Origin of the sequence: Streptomyces sp. NPDC059371 (genome assembly GCF_042751995.1) — a bacterium.
Taxonomy (GTDB): Bacteria; Actinomycetota; Actinomycetes; order Streptomycetales; family Streptomycetaceae; genus Streptomyces.
Map to the genome: position 1 here is coordinate 1 of NZ_JBHYXD010000049.1, position 12,255 is coordinate 12,255.

Annotated in this window: 10 protein-coding genes and 1 tRNA gene; 6 read left to right on the forward strand and 5 right to left on the reverse strand. The window is 70.8% G+C overall.

Features of this window, described 5'->3' with window-relative positions:
* Positions 1–452: 452 nt before the first annotated feature.
* Entirely contained in the window at positions 453–1,847 is a 1,395-nt protein-coding gene (locus tag ACFXGX_RS25145) for a cystathionine beta-synthase (RefSeq protein WP_384795147.1), read from the reverse strand.
* Positions 1,848–1,990: 143 nt separating this feature from the next.
* Between ACFXGX_RS25145 and ACFXGX_RS25150 the strand changes: the two genes are divergently transcribed.
* The 3 genes from ACFXGX_RS25150 (at position 1,991) to ACFXGX_RS25160 (ending at position 5,945) form a co-directional block, all read left to right on the forward strand.
* Positions 1,991–3,019 carry an SGNH/GDSL hydrolase family protein gene (locus tag ACFXGX_RS25150; protein ID WP_384795149.1) on the forward strand — a complete coding sequence of 343 codons (1,029 nt, stop codon included), beginning with the start codon at positions 1,991–1,993 and terminating at the stop codon, positions 3,017–3,019.
* A gap of 615 nt (positions 3,020–3,634) precedes the next feature.
* Positions 3,635–4,855, forward strand: a complete 1,221-nt coding sequence (locus tag ACFXGX_RS25155; RefSeq protein ID WP_384795151.1) for an acetyl-CoA C-acetyltransferase — start codon at positions 3,635–3,637, stop codon at positions 4,853–4,855.
* Between the two features lie 283 nt (positions 4,856–5,138).
* A complete protein-coding gene (locus ACFXGX_RS25160; RefSeq protein ID WP_384795153.1) occupies positions 5,139–5,945 on the forward strand; it encodes a hypothetical protein in 807 nt (268 codons plus the stop codon).
* 58 nt (positions 5,946–6,003) lie between these two features.
* Here ACFXGX_RS25160 and ACFXGX_RS25165 read toward each other — a convergent pair whose 3' ends face one another.
* The gene (locus tag ACFXGX_RS25165) at positions 6,004–6,315 is read right to left on the reverse strand and encodes a hypothetical protein (RefSeq protein WP_384795155.1); all 312 of its coding nucleotides are present in this window, start codon (positions 6,313–6,315) and stop codon (positions 6,004–6,006) included.
* 104 nt (positions 6,316–6,419) lie between these two features.
* On the opposite strand from ACFXGX_RS25165, the gene ACFXGX_RS25170 reads away from it, so the two are divergent.
* Positions 6,420–6,650 carry a DUF4287 domain-containing protein gene (locus tag ACFXGX_RS25170; protein ID WP_103550712.1) on the forward strand — a complete coding sequence of 77 codons (231 nt, stop codon included), beginning with the start codon at positions 6,420–6,422 and terminating at the stop codon, positions 6,648–6,650.
* A 129-nt stretch (positions 6,651–6,779) separates the two neighbouring features.
* Here ACFXGX_RS25170 and ACFXGX_RS25175 read toward each other — a convergent pair whose 3' ends face one another.
* The 3 genes from ACFXGX_RS25175 to ACFXGX_RS25185 form a co-directional block, all read right to left on the reverse strand.
* Complete coding sequence (locus ACFXGX_RS25175; RefSeq protein WP_384795157.1) at positions 6,780–7,676, reverse strand: Bax inhibitor-1/YccA family protein; 897 nt, start codon at positions 7,674–7,676, stop codon at positions 6,780–6,782.
* A gap of 182 nt (positions 7,677–7,858) precedes the next feature.
* Entirely contained in the window at positions 7,859–7,981 is a 123-nt protein-coding gene (locus tag ACFXGX_RS25180; protein WP_384795159.1) for a hypothetical protein, read from the reverse strand.
* Between the two features lie 204 nt (positions 7,982–8,185).
* Positions 8,186–8,268: transfer RNA gene (locus tag ACFXGX_RS25185), tRNA-Leu, on the reverse strand.
* A 449-nt stretch (positions 8,269–8,717) separates the two neighbouring features.
* Between ACFXGX_RS25185 and ACFXGX_RS25190 the strand changes: the two genes are divergently transcribed.
* Complete coding sequence (locus ACFXGX_RS25190; RefSeq protein ID WP_384795161.1) at positions 8,718–9,518, forward strand: ABC transporter ATP-binding protein; 801 nt, start codon at positions 8,718–8,720, stop codon at positions 9,516–9,518.
* A gap of 59 nt (positions 9,519–9,577) precedes the next feature.
* Positions 9,578–12,106 carry an ABC transporter permease gene (locus ACFXGX_RS25195; protein ID WP_384795163.1) on the forward strand — a complete coding sequence of 843 codons (2,529 nt, stop codon included), beginning with the start codon at positions 9,578–9,580 and terminating at the stop codon, positions 12,104–12,106.
* Positions 12,107–12,255 lie beyond the last annotated feature (149 nt).

Consider the following 12,255-nt stretch of genomic DNA (forward strand, 5'->3'; position numbering starts at 1 on the left):
CTCTGAGTGGCGCCCCGCCGCCGCCGCGGGGGGCTGTCGGTGGGGGGGGGGGGGGGGCCGGGCCCAACCCCGCCGGCGGGGCGCCCGCCCCCCCCCCCCGGGCCCCCTTCGACGTTATGCGCGGGGACCGCCGCACCCCCGGTGAAGGGGGGCGGGACGACGGCGGTCCCCGCGAGGGACGCGGGCCGGGTCAGGACCGGGCTTGCGCGTCCTAGGCGTCCATGGAGGTCCGGGAGCCGCTCCGGAGGTCCTTGGCGCCGTTCGCCGCCGGCCGGGCGGGGAGCCGCTCCCGCCCTGCCGACACCCACTAATGTGCCGGACCCGTGTTAAGCGGGTGCTGCGCGGACGTGACGCGCTCGTACCACTTCCGCGAAGTTCACCCCGGCCGGAGCCGGAAGATCCACACGGATCCGGCACTTCGAGCGAAAATCCTGCTCAGGCCCGGGACGGGGTCAGGCCCTGATGCCGCCCTTGGCCAGGAAGGACAGCAGGTCCTGCCGGCTGACGACACCGGTGGGCTTGCCCTCGACGAGCACGATCGCCGCGTCGGCACCGCCGAGCACGGACATCAGGTCAGCGACCGGCTCACCGGAACCGACCTGGGGCAGCGGCGACGACATGTGCTTCTCCAGCGGGTCCTCCAGGGAGGCCCGCTTGGTGAACAGCGCGTCCAGGAGCTCGCGCTCCACGACCGACCCGATGACCTCGGCGGCCATCACGTCCGGGTGACCGGCGCCCGGCTTGACGATCGGCATCTGCGAGACGCCGTACTCGCGCAGCACCTCGATGGCCTCGCCGACGGTCTCCTCCGGGTGCATGTGCACCAGCGAGGGGATCGAGGCGCCCGCCTTGTCGTTCAGGACGTCGGCGACACGGGCGCTCGGGCCGGTGTCCTCCAGGAAGCCGTAGTCGGCCATCCACTCGTCGTTGAAGATCTTGCTGAGGTAGCCGCGGCCGCTGTCGGGGAGCAGCACGACGACGACGTCGTCGGGGCCGAGCCGCTCGGCGACCCGCAGTGCGGCCACGACGGCCATGCCGCAGGAGCCGCCGACGAGCAGCCCCTCCTCCTTGGCCAGGCGGCGCGTCATCTGGAAGGAGTCCTTGTCGGACACCGCGACGATCTCGTCCGCGACCGTACGGTCGTACGCGGTCGGCCAGAAGTCCTCACCGACGCCCTCGACGAGGTAGGGCCGGCCCGAGCCGCCCGAGTACACGGACCCCTCGGGGTCGGCGCCGACGACCTGCACCTTGCCGTCGCTGGCGTCCTTCAGATACCGGCCGGTGCCGGAGATCGTGCCGCCGGTGCCGACACCCGCGACGAAGTGCGTGATCTTCCCCTCGGTCTGCTCCCACAGCTCGGGGCCGGTCGAGTGATAGTGCGAGAGGGGGTTGTTCGGGTTGGAGTACTGGTCGGGCTTCCAGGCGCCCGGGGTCTCCCGCACGAGCCGGTCGGAGACGTTGTAGTACGAGTCCGGGTGCTCCGGGTCGACGGCGGTGGGGCAGACCACGACCTCGGCCCCGTACGCGCGCATGACGTTGATCTTGTCCGTGGAGACCTTGTCGGGGCAGACGAAGATGCACCTGTACCCCTTCTGCTGCGCCACGATCGCGAGGCCGACACCGGTGTTGCCACTGGTCGGCTCGACGATCGTGCCGCCGGGCTTGAGCGCGCCGCTCTCCTCCGCGGCCTCGATCATGCGCAGGGCGATGCGGTCCTTCACGGATCCGCCGGGGTTGAAGTACTCGACCTTCGCCAGGACGGTCGCCTGGATGCCCGCGGTCACGTTGTTGAGCCTCAACAGCGGGGTGTTGCCGACGAGACTGATCATCGAGTCGTGGAATTGCACCGTTGTCTCCGGAGCTACGTTTTCAACAGGAATGGTCCCGTCAGCCTACGGCCCTGCGCAGGCGTTCACCCGCAGTTGAGATTGGCCCACCCGCACTTCGGGGCAAGCAGTGGTTGTACGGCTACAGGAGGTGGCGGCGAGGAATGACGAGCATGTCGAGGGCGAGGGTGGCCCGGCGGATCGCCGCGGGCGCGGCGTACGGCGGGGGCGGCATCGGGCTGGTGGGTGCGGCGGCCGTCGGTCTGGTGCTGGCCGAGGTGCAGTTCGTGAAGCGGCATGTGAACAACGGACACGCTCCCTACGCCCCGCGCGCCGACGGTCTTTACGGGTACGACTACACCGGCGCCTCTCCTGACGAACCCCCGCTGCGGCTGACGATGCTCGGCGACTCGACGGCCGCCGGCCAGGGAGTGCGCAGGGCCCGCCAGACGCCGGGCGCGCTGCTGTCCTCGGGGCTCGCGGCGGTGGCCGAGCGGCCGGTGGAGCTGTGCAATGTGGCGCTGCCCGGTGCCCAGTCGGACGACCTGGACCGTCAGGTCGCGCTCGCCCTCACGGACACGTCCCGGCTGCCCGACGTCTGCGTGATCATGATCGGTGCGAACGACGTGACGCACCGGATGCCGCCGACGCGCTCCGTACGTCATCTGTCCGCGGCGGTACGCCGGCTGCGCACGGCCGGTGCGGAGGTGGTCGTCGGCACCTGTCCCGACCTGGGCACGGTCGAGCAGGTCCAGCAGCCGCTGCGGTGGCTGGCGCGGCGCGCGTCCCGCCAGCTCGCCGCCGCCCAGACGATCGGGACGGTCGAGCAGGGCGGCCGTACGGTGTCGCTGGGCGACCTGCTGGGCCCCGAGTTCGAGGCGAACCCGCGCGAGCTGTTCGGGCCGGACCACTACCACCCCTCGGCCGAGGGGTACGCGACGGCCGCCATGGCCCTGCTGCCCACCGTCTGCGCGGCGCTGGGCCTCTGGCCGGCCGAGGAGGAGCGGCCCGACGTCTCGCGTCACGAGGGGTTCCTGCCGGTCGCCCGCGCCGCGGCGGAGGCCGCTTCCGAGCCCGGCACCGAGGTCGCTGCCGCTATGCCCACGGGGCCCCGTGGCCCCTGGGCCCTCCTGAAGCGCCGCCGCCGCCAACGCCTCCCGGCCACAGACCCGGCCCCCACCCCGTCCAACTGACCCCGACGGCTCCCGCCCGGGCACTTCAGGCCCGTCCCCGGCCGCGGGCGCATGGGGCCTGGCCGCGCAGTTCCCCGCGCCCCTGGCCCTCTCGACCCGACCGGCACCGAAATCCGGACCAGGTCGGGGCCGTACCCGGCTGCGGGTGCGTGGGGGCCGGCCGCGCAGTTCCCCGCGCCCCTGGCTCTGCCACCCAGCCCGGCACCGAATGCCCAGCCCCGATCCGGGCAGGCCCGTAGCCGGGTGCGGCTCCATGGGGGCGGGCCGCGCAGTTCCCCGCGCCCCTGGGCATCCGACCGCGACCGGCGGATCAAGCCGACGCCCGGGAGAGCCCAGCCCCTCCGGCCGGCGGAAAGATTCAGCCCCTCCGGCGATTGAGGAGCGGGGTCCGGGGCGAAGCCCCGAGGGGGCGAAGCCCCGAGGCGGTCACCCGGACGCGGGCCACCTCTTCAGACCGGCCCCGCGCAGCTCACCCCCAAGGCGCCCCCGCCAGCAAAAAGCAAGCGCTTAGAAAAGTGCGGCCGGTGTCACACCCCCGCACCGGTGACCTCGACGGTACGTACGGGTAACTTCCCAAGCAGCCCTGCACACTTCCCGTACGCCAATGGAGCCGTGATGCCCGAAGCCGTGATCGTCTCAGCCGCCCGCTCCCCGATCGGCCGCGCCTTCAAGGGCTCTCTGAAGGACGTGCGCCCCGACGACCTGACCGCCACGATCATCCAGGCCGCCCTCGCCAAGGTCCCCGAGCTGGACCCGAAGCTCATCGACGACCTGATGCTCGGCTGTGGCCTCCCCGGCGGCGAGCAGGGCCACAACCTCGGGCGCACCGTGGCCGTGCAGATGGGCATGGACCACCTCCCGGGCTGCACCATCACCCGCTACTGTTCCTCGTCCCTGCAGACCTCCCGCATGGCCCTGCACGCCATCAAGGCGGGCGAGGGCGACGTCTTCATCTCGGCGGGCGTCGAGATGGTGTCGCGGTCCGTCAAGGGCACCTCCGACGGCATGCCCGACACCCACAACCCCCTCTTCGCCGACGCCGAGGCCCGCACCCTCGACGTCGCGCAGTCGGAGGGTTCGGCCTGGCACGACCCGCGCGAGGACGGCCTGATCCCGGACGCGTACATCTCGATGGGCCAGACCGCCGAGAACCTGGCCCGCCTCAAGGGCGTCACCCGCCAGGACATGGACGAGTTCGGCGTGCGCTCGCAGAACCTCGCCGAGGAAGCCATCAAGAACGGCTTCTGGGCGCGCGAGATCACCCCGGTCACGACCCCGGACGGAACGGTCGTCAGCAAGGACGACGGCCCGCGTGCGGGTGTGACGCTGGAGGCCGTCCAGGGCCTCAAGCCGGTCTTCCGCCCCGACGGCCTGGTCACCGCCGGCAACTGCTGCCCGCTGAACGACGGCGCCGCCGCCCTCGTGATCATGTCCGACACGAAGGCCCGCGAGCTCGGCCTGACCCCGCTCGCCCGCATCGTCTCGACCGGCGTCACCGGCCTGTCCCCCGAGATCATGGGCCTCGGCCCGGTGGAGGCCAGCAAGCAGGCGCTCAGCCGTGCCGGCCTCACCGTCGACGACATCGACCTGTTCGAGATCAACGAGGCCTTCGCCGCCCAGGTGATCCCGAGCGCCCGTGACCTCGGCATCCCGCTGGACAAGCTGAACGTGAACGGCGGCGCCATCGCCATCGGCCACCCCTTCGGCATGACCGGCGCCCGCATCACCGGCACGCTCATCAACAGCCTCCAGTTCCACGACAAGCAGTTCGGCCTGGAGACCATGTGCGTCGGCGGCGGTCAGGGCATGGCGATGGTCATCGAGCGTCTGAGCTGACAGCGATGACCCGTTACCGTGACGGGATTTGAACCCAGCGTGAGCGAATCGGCCCAGAAGCCCGGAACCACCGGGCCTCTGGGCCGATTTGTGATCCAATCCCATCCAAGATGTGACCTATGTCCCCCTGGAAGGGTATTTCCGCAGGTCAGATGCACTGCACAGCTAAACCCGAGGCCCAAAGTCCTGTCCTATTCGTGACGTTACGCACTGACAGTTTGATGGTTCGCCCTTCAAGCTGATGTAGGAAGTCGGGGGCCGACTTTGAACCGGGAGTACGTCAGTGAGCGCCATGCCGATTGCTCTGCTGCTCGCCACCGCCGCAAGTGCGGCCGTGGGCGTCGCCGTTCTGCGCACCCTGTGGGGTGTGCGTCGGCAGGTGGCAGCCCTGCACAGCGAACTCGTCGCGAGCCGTGCCGGCGCGGCACGGGCTCTCGTGCCCGCCGCGCGCGCATCCTCCGACGCGGACGAGATACGCGCGGCCGTGGCCGATGCGCTGGCCGAGGAGCGGGAGCGGGAGCTCGCCGAGGCGCGGGCCTTCTGGGCCGCCCAGGAGGCGCGTGACGCCTCCGACGCGCCGTCGCTGCTCGGACTGCCGGACAGTGAGCTGTTCCTGCCGCGCCACTCCGACTTCGTGGGTCTCGACCACCTGGAGCCGGTGACCGAGTCCGGCACGGACCTGGAGGACTTCCACCCGAGCGGTACCGCCGGCGACTCCCCGGAACTCGCCGCGGCCCGCCGCCGTCACCCCTCGCACCCGGACTTCGTCCCGGTCCAGTCACCGGTGGTCAGCGACCACGAACGCACGGTGGCCCGCCTGGAGGAGCTCGCCGAGTCCCGTACGGAACTGGCGGACGTCCGCCCCGGCCCGCTCGGGACCCTCGACGTCTACGTCTTCGCCGACGGCACGACCCTGTGCATGACCCCGGGCCACCGCGAGACCGCGCAGCGGCTCGCCGCCGCGCTGACGGCGGGTGAGGCCCCGGTCCTGCTCGGCGGCTCCGGCGTCTCGGGCGCGTACGCGCTGACCTTCTCCTTCGGCGAGGAGAGCGTCTACATCCTGGCGGACCGCGTCATAGCGTCGCTGTAGCGTCCGCCCCCGGGGACGGGCCGCACGGCACCCCGCGCGCCGGAGTCGACCGAGCTGGTCAGACCCCGGCGCGTTTCTGTGCCTCGGCCACGAGCGTGACCGCTTCGGCCAGTTCCTCGTCGTTCTTCAGTACGAGGGCCAAGTCGTGCGCGGCGACCGTGATTTGGTCGGCGGCGGCGAACATCCCGGCGTCGGGCATCTCCCGGGGCTCCCCCGACGGGTCCTCGACCCGCTGGGTGCGCAGCGCGAACTCCCTGGCCAGCCCCAGTGCCTCGGCCGCTGCACTGCGTTGCAGGCGGCTCTGCGGAGCGGCTCGCAACCGGTCGGCGAAGTGGTCCACGGCTCGGGTCAACGGCGTCGTATCCAGCACGCCGCGAGACTACGCGCAGCGGCGGGACTGTTGCCAACAACCCAACCCTCAGGCACGGTGGCGTGAAGGACCGGCTTACATCCCCTTTGCGTTCGGAGGCGCCGATGTCCCAAGTCTTCTCCGAGGAGACCCATCGCAACCTGCTCGCCCGCATCCCCCATTGCACCGGTCGTGAGATCTCCGACTGGCTTCGCACCGTCGACGAAGGCCCCGCCCTCTTCCGCTTCGAGGAGAAGGTGAGCTGGCTCCGCGCCGAACACGACCTCGCGTACGGCCACGCCAAAGCGATCATCCACGAGTACGACCTGAGGAGGGCCGCGCGCAAACTGCTGTGAGCGCGCACCACCGAGACGACCACCGGCCGACGACACGCACGCGACGACCGGCACCCATGACGAAGGGCCCGCGAACTGGTGGTTCGCGGGCCCTTCACATCAGCTGACGGCCTGTCCGGCCGTCGGCGACTAGTCTCTGCCGCTGAAGATGGCGACCAGCCGCAGCATCTCGACGTAGATCCACACGAGGGTCATGGTCAGGCCGAACGCGGCCAGCCAGGCCTCGTCCTTCGGCGCACCGTAGGTGATGCCGTCCTCGATCTGCTTGAAGTCGAGGGTCAGGAAGAACGCGCCGAGCAGGATCGCCAGGATGCCGACGGCGATGCCCAGCGGGCCGCTGCTGCGCAGTCCGCCGTCGGGGGCGACCCCGAAGGCGACCAGCAGGAGGTTCACCGCCATGACGGCGATGAAGGCGATGGCGATGGTGATGCCGATGCGCGCGTACCGGGCGGTGACGCGGATCCAGCCCGCCTTGTAGACGAGGAGGGTGGCGCCGGCGACCGCCATGGTGCCGAGCACGGCCTGGAAGGGCGCGCCGTGCCACTGCGAGTTGTACATCTCGCTGATGACACCGAGGAAGACGCCCTCGAAGGCGGCGTACCCGATGATCAGCGCGGGCGAGGCGGCGCGCTTGAAGGACTGCACGATCGCGAGGACGAAGGCCACCAGGCCGGAGCCGATGGCCAGGCCGTAGCTCGTGCTGGAGACCGGCAGCAGTGCCCAGGCCAGGACGGCGCCGACGACGACCGTGCCGAGCGTCATGGCCGAACGCATGACGACGTCGTCCATCGTCATACGGCCGGTGGTGACCGGGGCCTGCGGCGGAGCGCCCTGCTGGAGGCCCTGCTGTGCGTAGGGGTTCTGCGCGTACGGGTTCTGCGCGTAGGGGGTGCCGCCCTGCTGGGCGTACGGGTTCCCCTGCGTGCCGACAGCGGGTCCCCCGGCCTGCGGCGCCGCGTTGAAGCCCGCGTAGCCGTTGTCGCGGCTGAACCCCCGTCGCGAGAAGACCGGGTTACTGCTCCTCATTTCACTCCTCCATGGCCATCATGCGTGGCCTTGGCCTCAAGGGTAATGGGTAGGCAAAGGAATGACCCTAGTGCTTGAGGAGGATCTTTCCCTCGTTGTGCCACCGTACGCGTGTGCCCCCTGCTACGCCCGCACTGGTACGAAGCCGTGACACCGCTCTTCGCGGCAGCGGCTCGCGGTGCTCACGCGGGGAAGCCCGTACAGCCCTCCACGAGGTCCACCGCGGCCGCGCGCGGGCTCGCGATCCGCTCCGGACGGGCCGGCCGGACGCGGTCCTCGAAGGGAGTCGCCGCGGTGGTGCACATCGCCCAGCCTCCCCCTCCATGTTCGCTCAGTGAAACTTCCTTCGCCTCGCCCCGGGGCGGCGAACACCCACCGCCGGGAAACGGCTGCCAACGGGCGAGCGGGGTGCCGCGAAGAGGGCGGTGGCGAGGGAGGAATGCAGCCGGCGGGCCACGCTCGGAGAGTTCCGACTGTGGCCCGCGTCCTGCTGTCACAGGGGCGGAAAGTGCCCGGAACCGGACTTGAACCGGTACGCCCGCGAGGGGCAGCGAGGTTTAAGCTCGCCGTGTCTGCATTCCACCATCCGGGCAGACCATGGGCTCCGCATCGAGGTTCCGAGCCTATCGGGGCGCATCCCCCGAACAGCGGGCGTGCGTACCGATGTTGTCTTATTTTATTGACGTCTGAGGGTGCATCAGTACGCCGCACAGGCCGTCAGCACTTGCCAACAGCCTCCCGGACCCGCGCAGGGCGCGTACGGGGATTGACGGAATTTCACCGTCCGAACGCGATCACGCCGAGCCCCGGACCAGGTCCCGGGCCGGCTCGCGGGAGTGCGGCCGTGCGCCGCGCGCTCCCCGGCGGCGACCCGGACGGCTCTCAGGGCGTTCCGTCATACCCAGGTATGACACGGCGGCTCGCGGTCCGACCCGAGGCTGCCCCCGGAACCGGAACAGCGGGTGACTACAGGGCGCGGATCGGCACGGACGATGGAACACGTCCCCAGCAATGTCCTCGTCCCGACAGGAGCACCCTCCCGTGACCACCACTCCCCTCGCCGGCACAAGCACCGCGGTCGCAGCCCGCGCCACGGAACTGTCGAAGGTCTACGGGCAGGGCGAGACCCAGGTGGTCGCGCTCGACCGGGTCAGCGTCGACTTCCGGCAGGCCGAGTTCACCGCGATCATGGGCCCCTCGGGGTCGGGCAAGTCCACGCTGATGCACTGCGTGGCGGGCCTCGACACCTTCTCCTCCGGCTCGGTGCGCATCGGCGACACCGAACTCGGCTCCCTGAAGGACAAGCAGCTCACCAAGCTGCGCCGGGACAAGATCGGCTTCATCTTCCAGGCGTTCAACCTGCTGCCGACGCTGACGGCCCTGGAGAACATCACGCTCCCGATGGACATCGCGGGCCGCAAGCCCGACAAGGAGTGGCTGGACACCGTCATCAAGATGATCGGCCTCGCGGACCGGCTGAGCCACCGTCCCTCCCAGCTCTCCGGCGGCCAGCAGCAGCGCGTCGCCGTCGCCCGCGCCCTCGCCTCCCGCCCGGAGATCATCTTCGGCGACGAGCCGACCGGAAACCTCGACTCGCGCTCGGGCGCGGAGGTCCTCGGCTTCCTGCGCAACTCCGTACGCGAACTCGGCCAGACCGTGGTGATGGTGACGCACGACCCGGTGGCCGCCGCCTACGCGGACCGGGTCGTCTTCCTCGTGGACGGACGGATCGTCGACGAGGTGCACGAGCCGACCGCCGACTCGGTCCTCGACCGCATGCGGAACCTTCCCGGGGGAAACCCCCGGACCCCCGAATTCGACGGCAAGAACCACACGAGCTGACGCGGGCCGAACGCTCCCGACGCGCCCCCACTCCTCGTACACCTGGACTGAGACACACCATGTTCCGTACCGCCTTGCGCAACGTGTTCGCGCACAAGGCCAGACTCCTGATGACCGTGCTCGCCGTCCTCCTCGGCGTCGCCTTCGTCTCCGGGACCCTGGTCTTCACCAACACCATCTCGGACGCCTACCAGAAGAGCTCCGCCAAGGGCTTCGACCAGGTCGACGTCGCCATCCGCCCGGAGAGCGCGGCCGACTCGGGCGACACCATCGGCAGGACGCACAAACTGACGCGGTCCCTTCTCGACAAGGCCGCCCAGGTTCCGGGGGCCGCCTCCGCGATCGGTGTCGTCGACGGCTTCACCGCCATCGCCGACAAGGACGGCAAGCTCGTCGGCGGCGGCTTCCAGTCGCAGGGCGGCAACTTCTGGGGCGACAAGGACCCCCGCTATCCCCTGACGGCCGGGCACGCGCCGCACGGCACCGGCGAGATCGCGATCGACACCGAGACCGCGAGGCGGGCCGGCTACAAGGTCGGCGACACCGTACGTCTGTCGGTCGACGGCCCCGTCCTGAAACCCGTCGTCGCCGGCGTCTTCAGCACCGACGACGGCAACGTGGCCGCGGGCGGCAGCCTCGCCCTGTTCGACACGGCGACCGCGCAGCGGCTGTTCCACTCGGCCGGCTCCTACGACGAGATCGACGTGAGGGCCGCGCCGGGCACCAGCCAGAACGCGTTGCGCGAGGCGCTCGACGCCGTCGTACCGAAGGACACCGCCTCCACCGTCACCGGCCGGCAGCTCGCCGACGACCAGGCCGAGCAGATCTCCGCGGCGATGAGCGGCATGAAGACGGGCCTGCTCGTCTTCGCCGGGATCGCGCTGTTCGTCGGCACGTTCATCATCGCCAACACCTTCACCATGCTGGTCGCCCAGCGCACCAAGGAACTGGCACTGCTGCGCGCCGTCGGCGCCTCCCGCCGCCAGGTCACCCGGTCGGTGCTGATCGAGGCGTTCGTGGTCGGCGCGGTGGCGGCCGTCGGCGGGCTCGCCGCGGGCATCGGCATCGGTGCCGCGATGCGCTCCCTGATGGGCACGCTCGGCGCCACGGTGCCGGACGGCCCGCTGGTCGTCTCGCCCGGCACCGTCGCCACGGCGCTGCTCGTCGGCGTCCTCGTCACGATGCTGGCCGCTTGGCTGCCCGGCCGGCGCGCCGCGAAGATCCCGCCGGTCGCCGCGATGAGCAGCCTCCACGCGAAGGCGACGACGAAGTCCCTGGTCCTGCGGAACACGATCGGCGCCCTGCTCGCGGCCGCGGGTGTCGCCGTGGTCCTCTACGCCACGACGATGGACGGATCGGACGGCCAGGCCCCGATGGGTCTCGGCGCCGTGCTGCTCATCATCGGCGTCTTCGTCCTCACCCCGCTGCTGTCCCGGCCGCTGATCGCCGCGGCGGCACCGGTCCTGCGGATCTTCGGGATCTCCGGCAAGCTGGCCCGGCAGAACTCGGTGCGCAATCCGCGCCGCACCGCCGCCACCGCCTCCGCGCTGATGATCGGTCTCACGCTGATCACCGGCATGACGGTGATGGCCGGCAGCCTGCAGAAGTCGATCGACAAGATGGCCGGTTCGGCGATCAAGGCGGACTACGTCGTGTCGATGGCGAACGGCAACTCCCTCTCCCCGGACGTCGAGAAGAAGCTCGCCGCGGTCGACGGGGTCACCGACATCAGCCCGCTGCGCAACGCGCCCTCCCGCATCGACCGGAAGACGGAGTTCCTGACCGGCGTCAACGGCCCGGCCATCGGCAAGCTCACCGAACTCGACGTCACCGACGGCGCCTTCGAGGTCGGCGGCACCCGGGTCGTGGTCGACTCGGACACGGCGAAGTCCCATGGCTGGAAGGCCGGTTCGCGCTTCCAGGTCTCGTACGAGGACGGTGCGAAGGAACGCCTGACCGTCGCCGGGGTCTACGAGGGCAACGAGATGATCCAGGGCATCATCCTCGACACCGCCGCGCTCTCCCCGCACCAGCGGGACACCTCCGACATGCAGGTCATGGTGAAGACGGCGGGCGGCGCCTCGGCCGCGGCCAAGGACAAGCTGGAGAAGGCCCTCGGCGACAACCCCGCCGTCAAGGTCCAGGACAGGCAGGACATCTCCGACGGCATCGCCCAGATGTTCACGCTGATGCTGAACATGCTCTACGGCCTGCTGGCGATGGCGGTGATCGTCGCCGTCCTCGGCGTCATCAACACCCTCGCGATGTCGGTCTTCGAGCGCTCGCAGGAGATCGGGATGCTCCGCGCGATCGGCCTGGACCGCAAGGGCATCAAGCGGATGGTCCGTCTGGAGTCCCTGGTCATCTCGCTCTTCGGCGGTGTCCTCGGCATCGGTCTCGGCGTCTTCTTCGGCTGGGCGGCGGGCGAGTTGCTGGGCAGCAGGATGTCGACGTACGAACTCGTCCTGCCCTGGGGCCGGATGGCGCTCTTCCTGCTGCTCGCGGCGACCGTCGGCGTCCTGGCCGCGCTCTGGCCGGCCCGCCGGGCGGCCCGCCTGAACATGCTGACCGCGATCAAGTCCGAGTAGCTCCGGGCAGCCGGACAGCGCGAACGGGCCGGAGCGACGGCCCTGGTGAGACAGGGGGAGGGGGGGGGGCCCCCCGTCGGCGCGCGGCCCCCGCCCCACCGCGACGAGCCCGCCGGCGGCGCCGCGGAGTCGACGCCCCCCGCCCCCGC

What these genes read in the sequence shown, in the direction of transcription:
- ACFXGX_RS25150 (WP_384795149.1), top strand. Translation starts at nt 1,991, where the DNA reads ATGACGAGCATGTCGAGGGCGAGGGTGGCCCGGCGGATCGCCGCGGGC.
- ACFXGX_RS25155 (WP_384795151.1), top strand. Translation starts at nt 3,635, where the DNA reads ATGCCCGAAGCCGTGATCGTCTCAGCCGCCCGCTCCCCGATCGGCCGC.
- ACFXGX_RS25170 (WP_103550712.1), top strand. Translation starts at nt 6,420, where the DNA reads ATGTCCCAAGTCTTCTCCGAGGAGACCCATCGCAACCTGCTCGCCCGC.
- ACFXGX_RS25175 (WP_384795157.1), bottom strand. Translation starts at nt 7,676, where the DNA reads ATGAGGAGCAGTAACCCGGTCTTCTCGCGACGGGGGTTCAGCCGCGAC.
- ACFXGX_RS25180 (WP_384795159.1), bottom strand. Translation starts at nt 7,981, where the DNA reads ATGTGCACCACCGCGGCGACTCCCTTCGAGGACCGCGTCCGGCCGGCC.
- ACFXGX_RS25195 (WP_384795163.1), top strand. Translation starts at nt 9,578, where the DNA reads ATGTTCCGTACCGCCTTGCGCAACGTGTTCGCGCACAAGGCCAGACTC.